Origin of the sequence: Streptococcus sp., assembly GCF_032481935.1 — a bacterium.
Lineage (GTDB): Bacteria > Bacillota > Bacilli > Lactobacillales > Streptococcaceae > Streptococcus.
The window spans coordinates 1-14,433 of the sequence record NZ_JAWERU010000037.1; the positions used below are offsets into that span (position 1 = coordinate 1).

General features: G+C 39.6%; 16 protein-coding genes. 8 read left to right on the forward strand and 8 right to left on the reverse strand.

Annotation, left to right across the window (positions count from 1 at the left end; all coding sequences use genetic code 11):
- From E7C97_RS07455 to udk, 3 genes are all read left to right on the forward strand, one after another.
- A partial coding sequence (locus E7C97_RS07455) for a phosphocarrier protein HPr (protein ID WP_316108675.1) occupies positions 1-229 on the forward strand: 229 nt, incomplete at its 5' end.
- Positions 230-233: 4 nt separating this feature from the next.
- Positions 234-1,967 carry a phosphoenolpyruvate--protein phosphotransferase gene (gene ptsP, locus E7C97_RS07460; protein ID WP_025171271.1) on the forward strand — a complete coding sequence of 578 codons (1,734 nt, stop codon included), beginning with the start codon at positions 234-236 and terminating at the stop codon, positions 1,965-1,967.
- A gap of 125 nt (positions 1,968-2,092) precedes the next feature.
- Entirely contained in the window at positions 2,093-2,731 is a 639-nt protein-coding gene (udk, locus tag E7C97_RS07465; RefSeq protein ID WP_007555045.1) for a uridine kinase, read from the forward strand.
- A 193-nt stretch (positions 2,732-2,924) separates the two neighbouring features.
- On the opposite strand, the gene E7C97_RS07470 is transcribed toward udk, so the two are convergent.
- Genes E7C97_RS07470 through coaB form a run of 3 tightly spaced genes read right to left on the reverse strand, consistent with a single transcriptional unit; the run spans position 2,925 to position 4,724 of the window.
- The gene (locus tag E7C97_RS07470; RefSeq protein ID WP_316108679.1) at positions 2,925-3,488 is read right to left on the reverse strand and encodes an ECF transporter S component; all 564 of its coding nucleotides are present in this window, start codon (positions 3,486-3,488) and stop codon (positions 2,925-2,927) included.
- A complete protein-coding gene (coaC, locus tag E7C97_RS07475; protein WP_316108680.1) occupies positions 3,472-4,023 on the reverse strand; it encodes a phosphopantothenoylcysteine decarboxylase in 552 nt (183 codons plus the stop codon). The genes E7C97_RS07470 and coaC overlap by 17 nt, the downstream gene beginning before the upstream one ends.
- An 11-nt stretch (positions 4,024-4,034) precedes the next feature.
- Entirely contained in the window at positions 4,035-4,724 is a 690-nt protein-coding gene (gene coaB, locus E7C97_RS07480; protein WP_316108681.1) for a phosphopantothenate--cysteine ligase, read from the reverse strand.
- Between the two features lie 232 nt (positions 4,725-4,956).
- Here coaB and E7C97_RS07485 point away from each other — a divergent pair, with 232 nt between their 5' ends.
- The gene (locus E7C97_RS07485; RefSeq protein WP_316108682.1) at positions 4,957-6,627 is read left to right on the forward strand and encodes a formate--tetrahydrofolate ligase; all 1,671 of its coding nucleotides are present in this window, start codon (positions 4,957-4,959) and stop codon (positions 6,625-6,627) included.
- 89 nt (positions 6,628-6,716) lie between these two features.
- Here the strand turns inward: E7C97_RS07485 and lysS are convergent, their stop codons facing one another.
- From lysS to E7C97_RS07510, 5 genes are all read right to left on the reverse strand, one after another.
- A complete protein-coding gene (gene lysS / locus E7C97_RS07490; RefSeq protein ID WP_316108683.1) occupies positions 6,717-8,207 on the reverse strand; it encodes a lysine--tRNA ligase in 1,491 nt (496 codons plus the stop codon).
- Positions 8,208-8,347: 140 nt separating this feature from the next.
- Positions 8,348-8,968: a histidine phosphatase family protein gene (locus E7C97_RS07495; protein WP_316108684.1), complete on the reverse strand. Its 621-nt coding sequence runs from the start codon at positions 8,966-8,968 to the stop codon at positions 8,348-8,350.
- Positions 8,965-9,450, reverse strand: coding sequence for an aminoacyl-tRNA deacylase (locus tag E7C97_RS07500; protein WP_316108685.1), 486 nt, complete (start codon positions 9,448-9,450; stop codon positions 8,965-8,967). The genes E7C97_RS07495 and E7C97_RS07500 overlap by 4 nt, the downstream gene beginning before the upstream one ends.
- The gene (locus E7C97_RS07505; RefSeq protein ID WP_316108687.1) at positions 9,450-10,292 is read right to left on the reverse strand and encodes a DUF368 domain-containing protein; all 843 of its coding nucleotides are present in this window, start codon (positions 10,290-10,292) and stop codon (positions 9,450-9,452) included. The genes E7C97_RS07500 and E7C97_RS07505 overlap by 1 nt, the downstream gene beginning before the upstream one ends.
- A 109-nt stretch (positions 10,293-10,401) precedes the next feature.
- Positions 10,402-11,202, reverse strand: a complete 801-nt coding sequence (locus E7C97_RS07510; RefSeq protein WP_316108688.1) for a glycoside hydrolase family 25 protein — start codon at positions 11,200-11,202, stop codon at positions 10,402-10,404.
- A 156-nt stretch (positions 11,203-11,358) separates the two neighbouring features.
- Here E7C97_RS07510 and glmU point away from each other — a divergent pair, with 156 nt between their 5' ends.
- From glmU to E7C97_RS07530, 4 genes are read left to right on the forward strand one after another with little or no spacing between them, the layout of a single operon-like run.
- The gene (gene glmU, locus E7C97_RS07515) at positions 11,359-12,738 is read left to right on the forward strand and encodes a bifunctional UDP-N-acetylglucosamine diphosphorylase/glucosamine-1-phosphate N-acetyltransferase GlmU (protein WP_316108690.1); all 1,380 of its coding nucleotides are present in this window, start codon (positions 11,359-11,361) and stop codon (positions 12,736-12,738) included.
- Between the two features lie 9 nt (positions 12,739-12,747).
- Positions 12,748-13,311, forward strand: coding sequence for an NUDIX hydrolase (locus tag E7C97_RS07520; RefSeq protein WP_316108691.1), 564 nt, complete (start codon positions 12,748-12,750; stop codon positions 13,309-13,311).
- Positions 13,304-13,615 (forward strand): cell wall synthase accessory phosphoprotein MacP, encoded by a 312-nt coding sequence (gene macP, locus E7C97_RS07525; RefSeq protein WP_000517859.1) that lies wholly within the window; start codon positions 13,304-13,306, stop codon positions 13,613-13,615. Before E7C97_RS07520 ends, macP begins: the two co-directional genes overlap by 8 nt.
- Positions 13,616-13,625: 10 nt before the next feature.
- Positions 13,626-14,321 (forward strand): 5'-methylthioadenosine/adenosylhomocysteine nucleosidase, encoded by a 696-nt coding sequence (locus tag E7C97_RS07530; RefSeq protein ID WP_316108692.1) that lies wholly within the window; start codon positions 13,626-13,628, stop codon positions 14,319-14,321.
- The last annotated feature ends 112 nt before the right edge of the window (positions 14,322-14,433 follow it).

A 14,433-nucleotide genomic window follows, 5' to 3' on the forward strand; every position in this document is an offset into this window, starting at 1 on the left:
AGGTATTCACGCACGTCCAGCAACATTGTTGGTACAAACTGCTAGCAAATTTGCTTCAGATATCACTCTTGAGTACAAAGGTAAATCAGTTAACCTTAAGTCTATCATGGGTGTAATGAGCCTTGGTGTTGGTCAAGGTGCTGATGTTACAATCACTGCTGAAGGTGCAGACGCTGATGACGCTATCGCTGCAATCTCAGAAACAATGGAAAAAGAAGGATTGGCATAAGGAAATGACAGAAATGCTTAAAGGAATCGCAGCATCTGATGGTGTTGCAGTTGCAAAAGCATATCTACTCGTTCAACCGGATTTATCATTCGAGACTGTTACAGTCGAAGATACAAATGCAGAAGAGGCTCGTTTGGATGTTGCTCTTGAAGCTTCTCAAAACGAGCTTTCTCTTATCCGCGAGAAGGCTGTAGGTACGCTTGGTGAAGAAGCGGCACAAGTATTTGACGCCCACTTGATGGTTCTTGCTGACCCTGAATTAATCGGTCAAATCAAAGAAACTATCCGTGCTAAGAAAGTGAATGCAGAAGCAGGTCTGAAAGAAGTTACAGACATGTTTATCACAATCTTTGAAGGCATGGAAGACAACCCATACATGCAAGAACGTGCAGCGGATATCCGCGACGTAACAAAACGTGTATTGGCTAACCTCCTTGGTAAAAAATTGCCAAACCCAGCTTCTATCAATGAAGAAGTGATCGTGATTGCTCACGACTTGACTCCATCTGATACAGCTCAATTGGACAAAAACTTTGTAAAAGCTTTTGTAACAAACATTGGTGGTCGTACAAGTCACTCAGCTATCATGGCTCGTACACTTGAAATCGCTGCAGTTTTGGGTACAAACAACATCACTGAAATCGTTAAAGATGGTGACCTACTTGCCGTTAATGGTATTACAGGTGAAGTGATTATCAACCCTACTGAAGAACAAGCAGCTGAATTTAAAGCAGCTGGTGAAGCTTACGCTCAACAAAAAGCTGAGTGGGCACTCTTGAAAGATGCTCAAACAGTTACTGCTGACGGTAAACACTTCGAATTGGCAGCAAACATTGGTACTCCAAAAGACGTTGAAGGTGTTAACGACAATGGTGCAGAAGCTGTCGGTCTTTACCGTACAGAGTTCTTGTACATGGATTCTCAAGACTTCCCAACTGAAGACGAGCAGTACGAAGCATACAAGGCTGTTCTTGAAGGAATGAACGGTAAACCAGTTGTTGTCCGTACAATGGATATCGGTGGTGACAAGGAACTTCCTTACTTCGATATGCCTCATGAAATGAACCCATTCCTTGGATTCCGTGCTCTTCGTATCTCTATCTCTGAAACTGGAGATGCAATGTTCCGCACTCAAATCCGTGCTCTTCTTCGTGCTTCTGTACACGGTCAATTGCGTATCATGTTCCCAATGGTCGCGCTTTTGAAAGAATTCCGTGCAGCTAAAGCAGTCTTCGATGAAGAAAAAGCTAACCTTCTTGCTGAAGGTGTTGCAGTTGCGGATGACATCCAAGTTGGTATCATGATCGAAATTCCTGCAGCAGCTATGCTTGCAGACCAATTTGCAAAAGAAGTTGATTTCTTCTCAATTGGTACAAACGACTTGATCCAATACACAATGGCGGCAGACCGTATGAACGAACAAGTTTCATACCTTTACCAACCATACAACCCATCAATCCTTCGTTTGATCAATAACGTTATCAAAGCAGCTCACGCTGAAGGTAAATGGGCTGGTATGTGTGGTGAAATGGCTGGTGACCAAACAGCTGTTCCACTTCTTGTCGGAATGGGCTTGGATGAGTTCTCTATGTCAGCAACATCTGTACTTCGTACTCGTAGCTTGATGAAGAAACTCGACACTGCTAAAATGCAAGAATACGCTAACCGTGCTCTTACTGAATGTTCAACAATGGAAGAAGTTCTTGAACTTTCTAAAGAATACGTTAACTTCGATTAATCAATTACAAATCCTTGTAGCTTCTAGCTATGAGGATTTTTTTCTTCTATTTTCTAGAAAACTCCATCTGTAAAATTTATCAAAAATATGGTAAAATAGACAAGGGAAAAAACAAGGAGGCTACAATGCAAAATAGACCAATCATTATCGGAGTAACAGGTGGATCTGGAGGAGGAAAGACAAGTGTATCTAAAGCAATCTTGTCACATTTTCCAAATGAGAAAATCTCTATGATTGAGCATGATTCCTACTATAAAGATCAATCTCATCTAACCTTTGAAGAGCGTATTAAGACCAACTATGACCATCCTTTTGCTTTTGATACTGATTTGATGATTGAGCAAATCAAAGAGTTGTTGGCAGGTCGTCCAGTTGATATTCCTACCTATGATTATGCTGCCCATACCAGAAGTTCTAAAACTTATCGTCAAGAACCTCAGGATGTCTTTATCGTAGAAGGAATCCTGGTTTTGGAGGACAAACGACTTCGTGATTTGATGGATATCAAGATTTTCGTAGATACAGATGATGATGTTCGTATTATTCGCCGTATTAAACGTGATATGGAAGAGCGTGGTCGCAGTCTAGATAGTGTTATCGATCAATATCTTGGGGTGGTTAAGCCTATGTATCACCAATTTATCGAGCCAACAAAGCGTTATGCAGATATCGTTATTCCAGAAGGAGTAACCAACACAGTAGCGATTGATTTGCTGACAACAAAGATTGAAAAGATTTTAGAAGAAGCACGTCTAGCCCAATAATAAGTAGATAAAAGGCCGTGGGAAAGTAAACATTTTTCCAAGATTGAAGCCTTTTCCCATATCAGTAAGTCTTTAACAATCATGCTTTTAGATAGTCTCGTCAAAGGGACTTTTAGAAGTCTGTAATCTTAATTAAATACAGAGTCAGTTACTTGGGGCAAATAAAAATCGAGGTCGGGATTTTCCCGACCTCTTATTTTTTGATTTTTTCAAGTCTCGGAACAATAACTAGGGTAAGTATTGCTGAGATTATGAGTTCTGCGATAGAATTTGTTGAGATAACAGTAGCTAATAGTTTTTGGATATTTCCGTCAAAAACATTTCCAAAGAGGAAGAAGATTCCACCTAGTACAAATACAGTGTTGGTAAGTGAACCCAGTGCTCCCGCGAAGATGAGACCCGCCTTGTTTTTGAGGAGTTTATAGACAAAGTATGGAGTTAAACCAATAAGGATGCGTGGTACAATCGCAATAACTAGGGAGTAGATGTTACCGTTTGGTACAAATGGAGAGAAAAGATAGCTGGTTGGTAGAATTGTAAGTGTATTAACTGTTAAGCTAATCATACCCATTAAAAATCCAAGGATTGCACCAATCCGTGGGCCGTAAATGATACTTCCAATAATAACAGGAATATGGACAATAGTAGGTTTAATTGGGAATGGTAATACATTAAATAAGATTGAGGTCAGCAGATGGATGACAATCATACTGGCAAAAAAGATAGCAACAGGAGCAATATTAGAGCGTTTGTTCATGAAGTTTTTCCTTTATCTGTTGTAAAATAGTATCAAGATCAGCAAGAGCACCCCGTCCTACGTCTCCACAGGCCAGTAGGGATTCTTTAGGAGAAATAATTGTATAACCATAAGTTTCTAAAGTTTTTAGGTTTGTTTGAGTTGCTGGATGGTCATACATTTTGGTATTCATAGCAGGTGCTACTAGTTTTGGTACGTAGTTGGGTAGGGCAAGAGCAGTAGCAGTTACCATATTATCAGCCAAACCGTGCGCGACTTTCGCAATCGTATTAGCGGTTGCAGGGGCAAGGATAAATAAGTCTGTTTCTTTTCCTAGCTCGATATGATTGACTTTGTCGGGATAAGGTTCCTGCATAAGATCGAGATGTACGGTATTTTGAGATAAGACTTGAAGGGTTAAAGGTTGGATAAAGGCAGTCGCAGCCTGGGTCATGAGTACAGTAACAGAATGCCCCTGTTTCTTCAAGTTACTAACCAAATCAGCAGCCTTGTAAGAGGCGATAGAGCCTGTCACAGCGAGTATAATACGAGCCATAACTTTCCTTTCTAATGATCAAATCCTTGAATTCTTTCCACTAATAAGTCAGCAATTTCTTGTTTGTGGCTAGCAATCTGATAATCTTTTTCCTCTACTAGATAAGCCAGGTGTTGATCAGCATTAATCTGAGTGAGGTCATTAGCGACAATCAAGTCAGCTTGATTCTTTACAAGACTTTCTCTAGCGATTTGAATCAGATGCTCCTTAGTAACATCGACAAGGAGTTTAAAGCCAATGAGATGGATACTTGGATTCCATTCTTTAACAAGAGAGATGATCTTTGGATTTTTCTTAAGAAATAGTACTTGTACCTCATCCTTAGAGGAGATCTTTGTTTCCATATTTTTCTTATGTAAAAATTCATTTAAATCTTGACTTGCTTGAACTTGGTCAAGACCAGTCATGTAAACTGGGCTGTAGTCAGAAACAGCCATTGAATGGATCAAGACTTGATAATCAGGGACAATCCGTTTCATCTCTTGGAGTAAATCGGAAGTGTTGTTGATTTCAATAATGGTTAAATTCTGGTCTAGTTCTGGTTTTAGTGCTTGTCGCGTAGTAATTAGACAAACTTGGTGACCAGCCTTTAGTAAAGTCTCAGTTATTACTTTACCAAGTCTACCAGTAGAGTGATTGGTAATGGAGCGAACTCGATCTATTGCCTCGCTTGTACCACCAGATGTAACTAAAATTTTCATAGAACTATTATACAAAAAAATGAACAGTAAGTAAAATGAAAGCGATAAAATATTATGTGAAATTCAAGCTTTCAACTATAGTTAAAACCTATAAAGGCATATAAAAATTTAAAAAGAAGCCAAGAAAGTCTGAAGTGTTGTGATATTTACGAACGTTACTAAGCTTTATGACTGTTAAAAATCTTATTTTATGATATAATGAATTAACACATTTGAGGTAGAGGAGTTCATTATGAAAACAGATATTGAAATTGCACAGAGTATCGAGCTAAAACCAATTGTTGAGGTCGTTGACCAATTTGAGATTTCTGCAGACGATTTGGAATTGTATGGAAAGTATAAGGCTAAACTTAGCTTTGATAAGATTCGTGAAGTTGAAGCAAATCCAGTTGGAAAGTTGATCTTAGTCACTGCTATCAACCCAACACCAGCTGGTGAAGGTAAGTCAACCATTACCATTGGGCTTGCTGATGCTTTGAATAAGATTGGTAAGAAAACCATGATTGCTATCCGCGAACCTTCTCTTGGACCAGTCATGGGGATTAAAGGTGGTGCAGCTGGTGGTGGTTATGCCCAAGTTTTACCAATGGAAGACATCAATCTTCACTTTACTGGAGATATGCATGCAATAACAACTGCAAACAATGCTCTTTCTGCCTTGATTGACAATCATTTGCACCAAGGAAATGAGCTTGGAATCGACCAACGTCGTATTCTCTGGAAACGCGTAGTGGACTTGAATGATCGTGCTCTTCGTCACGTGACAGTTGGACTTGGTGGTCCTCTTAATGGTATTCCACGCGAAGATGGATTTGATATCACTGTCGCATCAGAAATCATGGCTATTCTTTGCTTGGCAACTGATATTGAAGATTTGAAACGTCGTTTGGCCAATATCGTTATCGGCTACCGTTATGATCGTACACCTGTTTCAGTTGGTGATCTACAGGTTGAAGGTGCCTTGGCATTGATTTTGAAAGATGCTATCAAACCGAACTTGGTTCAAACCATCTATGGAACACCTGCCTTTGTACATGGTGGCCCATTTGCCAATATCGCACACGGATGTAACTCTGTCTTGGCTACAACTACAGCCCTTCACTTGGCAGATTACACAGTGACAGAAGCAGGTTTTGGTGCAGACCTTGGTGCTGAGAAATTCCTGGATATCAAAACTCCAAACTTGCCAACTTCACCAGATGCAGTAGTTATCGTTGCAACACTTCGTGCTCTTAAGATGAATGGTGGGGTTGCTAAGGATGCTTTGACAGAAGAGAATGTAGAAGCAGTTCGTGCAGGATTTGCAAACTTGAAACGCCACGTTGAGAATATCCGTAAGTTCGGTATTCCAGCAGTTGTTGCTATTAACGAGTTCGTATCTGATACAGAAGCTGAAATAGCAGCTTTGAAAGAACTTTGTGCTTCAATCGATGTTCCGGTTGAGTTAGCTAGCGTATGGGCTGATGGAGCAGAAGGTGGAGTGGCTCTAGCTGAAACTCTTGTCAAGACAATTGACGAAAATCCAGCTAACTATAAACGTTTGTATGACAACGACCTTTCAGTACAAGAGAAGATTGAAAAGATTGTCACTGAAATCTATCGTGGAAGCAAAGTAAACTTCGAGAAGAAAGCTCAAACTCAAATCGCACAAATCGTACAAAACGGTTGGGACAAATTGCCAATCTGTATGGCTAAAACTCAATACAGTTTCTCGGATAATCCAAATGCTCTTGGAGCCCCTGAAAACTTTGAAATTACTATTCGTGAATTGGTACCAAAATTGGGTGCAGGCTTCATCGTTGCTCTTACTGGTGACGTTATGACCATGCCTGGACTTCCAAAACGACCAGCTGCTCTCAACATGGATGTTGAAAGTGATGGTACAGTTCTTGGATTATTCTAATAAGAAAATTTAAAGACAAGCTCAATATTGAGTTTGTCTTTTTGTTATTATTAAAAATCTCCTAGAATGTAACTAGGAGATTTGAGTTTTTATTTCATAGTTGGAAAAAGAAGTACGTCACGGATAGTAGTAGTATCTGTGAGTAGCATGCAGAGACGGTCGATACCGATTCCCAAACCACCTGTTGGTGGCATACCGTATTCAAGTGCTTCGATGTAGTCGTAATCAATGCCTGTTGCTTCGTCGTCACCAAGCTCTTTGGCTTTGGCTTGAGCTTCGAAACGGCTAAGCTGGTCGATTGGGTCATTCAACTCAGTAAAGGCATTACCGTATTCTTTAGTCATGATGAAGAGCTCGAAACGATCTGTAAAGCGCTCATCTTCAGGATTTTTCTTAGCAAGTGGTGATACAGCCACTGGGTGACCATAGACAAATGTTGGTTGAATCAATGTTTCTTCAACAAATTCTTCAAAGAATGCATTGATGATGTGACCAACTTCAGTGTAGTGTTTTTCAACAGGAACATTCTTTTCAGCTGCGATAGCTTTAGCTTCTTCGAAAGTCATATCTTGCCAGAAATCAACACCTGTAATTTCCTTGATTGCATCCACCATGTGTACACGTTTAAATGGTTCGTTGATCTTGATTTCAGTTCCTTGATAGATAACTGGACCGTCACCTTTAACAGCTTTAGCTACATGTTGGATAATGCCTTCAGTCAAGTCCATGATATCCTGGAAGTCTGCGTATGCTTGGTAAACTTCGATAGAAGTGAACTCAGGATTATGTGTAGCATCCATTCCCTCGTTACGGAAGATACGACCAATTTCATAAACACGCTCCATACCACCAACGATAAGGCGTTTCAAGTGAAGCTCAGTCGCGATACGAAGCACCATGTCAATGTTTTGAGCATTGTGGTGAGTGATGAATGGGCGAGCAGCAGCACCGCCAGCTTCGTTGTGAAGAACTGGTGTTTCAACTTCAAGGAATCCTTTTTGGTCTAGGTAACGACGGATTTCAGAAATGATTTTTGAACGAGTAACAAAACGTTCGAAGCTTTCGCGGTTAGAAATCAAGTCAAGATAACGTTTACGGTAGATTGTTTCAACGTCAGTTAAACCGTGGAATTTCTCTGGAAGTGGACGAAGAGCCTTAGACAAGTGTGTAATGTGAGTCGCCTTGATAGAGAGTTCTCCCATATCCGTACGCATCACTTCCCCTTCGACACCAAGGAAGTCTCCCAAGTCAGCCTTTTTAAAGATTTCGTAGTTTTCTTCACCAACAGCGTCTTTACGAACGTAGATTTGAATTTGACCTTCGCGGTCTTGAAGGTGGGCAAATCCAACTTTACCCTTACCGCGTTTTGTTACTAAACGTCCAGCGATAGTAGCAGTCTCGTTTAATTCGTGTAATTGTTCTTTATCAAGGTCAGCATATTTATCTTTTAATTCTTGTGAGTTAGCAGTGCGTTCAAATCGTTTACCGAATGGATCGATTCCTTGTTCGCGGAGCGCAGCCATTTTTTCACGGCGAACGATCTGCTGGTCATTTAGTTCTTCCATATGTTCTGTTGACATTTTTTCCTCCTAGTTTTTACTCAATTCTTGATACGATGAGTCTTTTTTGCGATACTCCCATTTTATCATAAAAGTCAAATAAATTCACGGATATTCTACAAAATCTAAAAAGAACTTAACAGTGATTGTTAAGTTCAGTTCTAATTCTGATAAGAAGTGTCGTTCCAGACTAAGAGGTTAAAGTTTTTAAAGTCTTCTGTTTCGACAATAGTCACACTAGCATTTGCTAAACCGCCATCTTTTCTAAGTAGTGGAGTATCATAACCTAGAAGAGTTCGAATACTGGCTGTGAGATTGGCTCCGTGACCGACAATTAAAACATGTTTAAAATCTTGATCTTGAAGTGATTTAACAAAATTGATAGTTCGTTGTGTTGTTTGATAGACAGATTCTGCTCCAAACATAGTCGAATCGAATTTTGCTAGATTGGTGCGAAAAGCTTTTAATTGCTCGGGATAGATGGCTTCTAAGGTTGCAAATTTTGCTCCTTCAAGTTTTCCAAGTTGCCATTCTCTTAGAAGGGATGTTTCTCGTAAGGGACAGCTAACTTTCAGTTGACTTTGGATAATCTGAGCAGAAGTTACGGCACGAGGAAGATCACTAGAATAAATCACATCAAATGGAATTTCCTGGAGATACCGACCTAGTTTTTTTAAGATTTCAATAGATTCATCTAAGAGTGGAGAATCCCCACTTGCTCCTTGAAAACGACCCTCCAGATTCCAAAGTGTTTTACCGTGACGAATAAAATAGAATTTCATGTGTTACTTGCCTCCAAGATATCTGCAAATTCAGCTTTAACAAAGGATGCTAGATCTCGAGGATTGATAATGATACTGTGACCAACTTCCCCTGCGGAAACAATCATTTCATTCAGTTGAAGAGCAGTTTGGTCTATAAAGATAGGGTAGTTATGTTTCTGACGAATTCCAACTGGATTATTGGCACCGTGGATATAGCCTGTTGTTTTTTTTAGGTCTTTTTGTGGAATCATGCTGACTTTCTTATTACCAGAAATCTTAGCAAGTTTCTTTTCAGAAAGATGTTCAGTGATAGGCACGATTCCAATAATTGGTCCAGTTTTATCTCCCAGAAGTGCTAGAGTCTTAAAAATCTGACTCTTTTCATAACCTTGAGGCATTTCACCTTCCAAGGCATTAATTTGAATACCTGTATGGTTTATTCCTGCCTTGGTTAAAATTTGTTGGACCAAGGTTTTCTTGACTTTTACTTTTTTTGCCATTATTTATACTTATCCTCCAATTGACTCATCCAGATTCCCAACCAAATCCCTAGGGCAAAGAAGAAAGCAATCAGTACATATGAAACTAGTGACAAACCACTGTAACTAATACTTTCAGCATTTCCAGCGTTTGGAATAAGGATCAAGAGTGTACTTGATAGTACGATCCCAATGATAAAATGATACACACGTGAGTGATAAAGGCGAAGAGCATAGTCCATGAATTTAGAGAAAATAATCAGAGTGATAAGAAGCCCAATCCCAATTGGTAAGAAGGTTCCAAACAAATCAAAAGTCTTGAATCCTGTTAACATAGGGCCATAAAGGCCAAGAATCAAGAGAAGATTGGAAGGACTAAGCCCTGGAACCAAAATACCCAGCGCCAACAAACAACCAGCAAGTGTGAAGTTAAGGAAGCTTGCAGATAGAGAACCAACTACAAAATTCAAGGCGTAGAGGGCGATACCTGAGATGATGAAGGTTGCCCAAAACCATATGTGGTCAACCTTGTCTCTATCAGAGTCACGAGTTGATTCTTTGACAAGACTTGGGATGGTACCAATGATAGCTCCAGCAAAACTCCACAATACAAACACTTGATAATTCTCTAAAAGATACTCGATTGGATAGGAGAAAAGTCCGATACCTAGAAGCATCCCAATACCGACAGGAAGGAAAAAGAGCACATCTTCTTTTAAATTCTTAAAAGGATGGGCAAGAAAACGAATCATTCTCTCATAAATTCCCAAGATAGCAGCCAGAACGCCACCAGAAATCCCTGGTAGAATGAAACCTAGGGCAATTACAATTCCCTTAATAATTTTTGATAACCATGATAACATAGAGGTCCTCCGAGATTCATATTCTATAAAGATAAAACAGTGATTTAATACTGAAAAATAAAGAAAAGCAAGCAGAAAGCAATGTCTGACTTGCTTATTGTGATAGTGATTAAGGATTTAAAAACAATTTTCTAAAGGTTTCTTCCTTGTTCTTTGATGAAGAAATAAGGTTCAAATCGAGGTGATGTTCAAATCCGCCAAGATTTCCATGTGAAGTGTATTGGTGTAGGTCATAGCTAAGATCTGTTTTTGGAGCATTCTCATAGTAACCTGAGTTGGTTCCATAGGAAGGTATCCAGATTGCTGAGTAATTATCAACGCTGATACTATGTTCCTCCATAAAGTAAACACCAACATAGATACCGATATTTTTTGCACCCAATGAAGCTAATTTAGCACGAAAGGCCTCAACACCCTGGTTCATGTCAGACATAGTCTTTTCTTCAACATCCAACCAATAGTAGCTTGGGTTGTAAGGTGAAGCAGCGTTATAAAAGGCTTCAGCAGCTTTTTCCATTTCTTCGACATTTTTTCCAGCTACATAGGCATAAACAGCGACTGGAACATTTCGTTTTTGGAATTCAGTGATATGTTCTTTATAAGCCTTATCAACCCCATTTTTGAATGCAGCGTCATTTTCAACAGAAACTTGAGCTCCACTATGAACCCGAACTATCGCACCTGAAATATTTTGAGTTAAGGTATCATAATTAATCTCTGATGGTCTTTGCCAGCCAGAAACATCAATAATCGGCTTGTTGATATTATGTAAAGCTTGAGTTTCTACTTGAACTGGATTTTGCTTTGTTTTGACTGGATGGTCTTCGAACTTGGGTCTATTAATGATAAAAATACCCACGAGAGTAGCTAATACAGTAAAAATAAAAACAGGATTTATTTTCTTTCTCATACTTTTATAGTGTATCGTAAATGGTGAAAAAAATCAAAAAAAAATACTCGAAATCATCTAGAGAATGCGATGTTTTAAAGCATTTGCCCTCTTTTGTGTTTGAAAAAGTAAATTTATGATATAATATAAGGGAATTTCTATAGAAAAGAGAAAAATATGGCAAATTATGCAGTTATTTTAGCAGCGGGTAAAGGTACTCGTATGAAATCAGATCTACCAAAAGTCATGCACAAGGTTGCAGGAATTTCAATGCTTGAGCATGTTTTTCGTAGTGTAGGTGCCATCAATCCTGAAAAAACAGTTACGGTTGTGGGTCATAAGGCAGAACTTGTGGAGCAAGTTTTAGCTGGTCAAACTGATTTTGTAAGACAGTCTGAGCAATTAGGAACTGGTCATGCGGTTATGATGGCTGAGCCAATTCTTGAAGGACTTTCTGGACAAACATTGGTTATTGCTGGTGATACACCACTCATTACTGGTGAAAGTCTAAAGAACTTGATTGATTTCCACGTTAATCACAAGAACGTAGCTACAATCCTAACTGCAGAAGCTGAAGATCCATTTGGTTATGGGCGTATTGTTCGTAACGAGAATGCTGAAGTGCTTCGTATCGTGGAGCAGAAGGATGCGACTGATTTTGAAAAACAAATCAAGGAAATCAATACAGGAACCTATGTTTTTGATAATGCTCGTCTCTTTGAAGCTTTGAAGAATATCAATACCAACAATGCACAAGGCGAGTACTATATCACTGATGTGATTGGTATTTTCCGTGAAGCTGGCGAAAAAGTCGGAGCCTATACTCTGAAAGACTTTGATGAAAGTCTCGGAGTTAATGACCGTGTTGCCCTTGCGACAGCTGAAGGCATCATGCGTCGCCGTATTAACCAAGCGCATATGGTTAATGGTGTAAGTTTTGTGAATCCCGAAGCGACTTACATTGACATTGATGTTGAAATCGCTCCAGAAGTTCAAATCGAAGCAAATGTAACCCTCAAAGGTTCTAGTAAGATTGGTGCAGGAACTATTTTGACCAATGGAACTTATATCCTTGATAGCACCATCGGTTCAGGGACTGTGATTACAAACTCGATGATTGAAGAAAGCACAGTAGCAGATGGCGTTACAGTTGGACCATATGCCCATATCCGTCCAGGATCAAGCCTTGCTAAAGATGTACATATCGGGAACTTTGTTGAAGTAAAAGGATCTAGTATCGGAGAAAATACCAAGGCTGGTCATTTGACTTATATTGGTAACTGTGAAGTTGGTAGTGATGTCAACTTCGGTGCAGGAACCATCACTGTAAATTACGATGGTCAACACAAGTTTAAAACAACCATTGGTAACAATGTTTTCGTTGGTTCAAATTCAACCATCATTGCTCCAGTAGAACTCGGAGATAATTCTCTTGTTGGGGCAGGTTCAACCATTACTAAGGATGTTCCAGCTGATGCCATTGCTATTGGACGAGGTCGCCAAATTAATAAGGACGAATATGCAACTCGCCTCCCTCACCATCCTAACAATAAATAGGAGCTAACGATGGAATTTGAAGAAAAGACGCTTAGTCGTAAAGAAATTTATAAAGGACCTATTTTTCAGCTAGTTCAAGATCAGGTTGAACTACCTTCTGGAAAAGGTACTGCGCAACGTGATTTGATTTTCCACAATGGAGCAGTTTGTGTCCTTGCAGTTACTCCAGATAATAAGGTTGTCCTTGTTAAACAATATCGCAAGGCGATTGAAAAAGTCTCTTATGAAATTCCTGCAGGTAAGCTTGAAATTGGGGAGAATGCAGATCCAGAAGCTGCAGCACTTCGTGAATTAGAAGAAGAAGCGGCCTATACTGGTAAATTAAGCCTTCTCTATGATTTTTACTCTGCGATTGGATTTTGTAACGAGCGCTTAAAACTTTACTTGGCAAGCGATTTGACAAAAGTTGAAAATCCTCGTCCTCAGGATGAAGATGAGACTTTGGAGTTACTTGAAGTCAGTCTTGACCAAGCTAAAGAACTTATCCAGTCAGGAGATATTTGTGATGCCAAGACTATCATGGCTATTCAGTACTGGGAATTACAAAAAAATAGTGGAGGAACCCATGGGTAAACCTTTATTAACAGATGAAATGATCGAACGTGCCAATCGAGGAGAGGACATCTCAGGTCCTCCCTTGCTAGATGATGAGGAAACTAAGATTTTACCGACTTCTTCTCAAAATTTTGGCTATTCGCGAACCAAAGATCATGGTTTTAGCCAGGATACACTGACCATCGAAGTTGAACCTTCTATTCACAAAAGTCGTCGGATTGAAAATACTAAGAGAAATGTCTTTAATTCTAAATTAAACAAGATTCTTTTTGCAGTTATTTTTCTCTTGATTTTGTTAATTTTAGCAATGAGATTTATTTAAGGAGTCTATCATGAAAATTGGAATTATTGCAGCTATGCCAGAAGAGCTAGTTTACTTGATTCAACACTTGGACGAAGCCAGTGAAGAAAAGGTTCTGGGACATAGCTATCATACTGGTAAGATTGGTTCTGTTGAGCTTGTACTTGTAGAGAGTGGTATTGGTAAAGTCATGTCTGCGATGAGTGTCGCTATCTTAGCGGATCACTTTCAAGTCGATGCAGTGATTAATACTGGTTCTGCTGGTGCAGTGGCAAGTGGAATCGCAGTAGGGGATGTAGTGATTGCAGACAAGCTTGCCTACCACGATGTTGATGTGACTGCCTTTGGCTATGATTACGGTCAAATGGCTCAACAGCCTCTCTATTTTGAATCAGACAAAAAGTTTATCAGTTTGATTCAAGAGAGTTTGTCTAAACTGGATCAAACTTGGCATTTAGGTTTGATTGCGACAGGAGATAGTTTTGTTGCTGGAGAAGATAAAATCAAAGCGATAAAAGAGCATTTCCCTCAAGTTCTTGCTGTAGAGATGGAAGGGGCAGCTATTGCTCAAGCAGCTCATGCTTTGAACCTTCCTTTCTTAGTCGTTCGTGCCATGAGTGACAATGCCAACCATGAAGCATCCGTTTCCTTTGATGAATTTATCGTAGAAGCAGGACGTCGTTCTGCCCAAGCCCTAATGACGCTTTTAGAGTCTATAGAGGATTAATAGAATAATTACTGAGAGTGGGACAGAAATCGGTAATTCGTTAGAATTCGATTTCGTCGTCCCACCTCCGCACAGTTGAGTAGGGCTGTAAAAGCTGATGAAATCAGCGTAG

What these genes read in the sequence shown, in the direction of transcription:
- ptsP (WP_025171271.1), top strand. Translation starts at nt 234, where the DNA reads ATGACAGAAATGCTTAAAGGAATCGCAGCATCTGATGGTGTTGCAGTT.
- udk (WP_007555045.1), top strand. Translation starts at nt 2,093, where the DNA reads ATGCAAAATAGACCAATCATTATCGGAGTAACAGGTGGATCTGGAGGA.
- E7C97_RS07470 (WP_316108679.1), bottom strand. Translation starts at nt 3,488, where the DNA reads ATGAACAAACGCTCTAATATTGCTCCTGTTGCTATCTTTTTTGCCAGT.
- coaC (WP_316108680.1), bottom strand. Translation starts at nt 4,023, where the DNA reads ATGGCTCGTATTATACTCGCTGTGACAGGCTCTATCGCCTCTTACAAG.
- coaB (WP_316108681.1), bottom strand. Translation starts at nt 4,724, where the DNA reads ATGAAAATTTTAGTTACATCTGGTGGTACAAGCGAGGCAATAGATCGA.
- E7C97_RS07485 (WP_316108682.1), top strand. Translation starts at nt 4,957, where the DNA reads ATGAAAACAGATATTGAAATTGCACAGAGTATCGAGCTAAAACCAATT.
- lysS (WP_316108683.1), bottom strand. Translation starts at nt 8,207, where the DNA reads ATGTCAACAGAACATATGGAAGAACTAAATGACCAGCAGATCGTTCGC.
- E7C97_RS07495 (WP_316108684.1), bottom strand. Translation starts at nt 8,968, where the DNA reads ATGAAATTCTATTTTATTCGTCACGGTAAAACACTTTGGAATCTGGAG.
- E7C97_RS07500 (WP_316108685.1), bottom strand. Translation starts at nt 9,450, where the DNA reads ATGGCAAAAAAAGTAAAAGTCAAGAAAACCTTGGTCCAACAAATTTTA.
- E7C97_RS07505 (WP_316108687.1), bottom strand. Translation starts at nt 10,292, where the DNA reads ATGTTATCATGGTTATCAAAAATTATTAAGGGAATTGTAATTGCCCTA.
- E7C97_RS07510 (WP_316108688.1), bottom strand. Translation starts at nt 11,202, where the DNA reads ATGAGAAAGAAAATAAATCCTGTTTTTATTTTTACTGTATTAGCTACT.
- glmU (WP_316108690.1), top strand. Translation starts at nt 11,359, where the DNA reads ATGGCAAATTATGCAGTTATTTTAGCAGCGGGTAAAGGTACTCGTATG.
- E7C97_RS07520 (WP_316108691.1), top strand. Translation starts at nt 12,748, where the DNA reads ATGGAATTTGAAGAAAAGACGCTTAGTCGTAAAGAAATTTATAAAGGA.
- macP (WP_000517859.1), top strand. Translation starts at nt 13,304, where the DNA reads ATGGGTAAACCTTTATTAACAGATGAAATGATCGAACGTGCCAATCGA.
- E7C97_RS07530 (WP_316108692.1), top strand. Translation starts at nt 13,626, where the DNA reads ATGAAAATTGGAATTATTGCAGCTATGCCAGAAGAGCTAGTTTACTTG.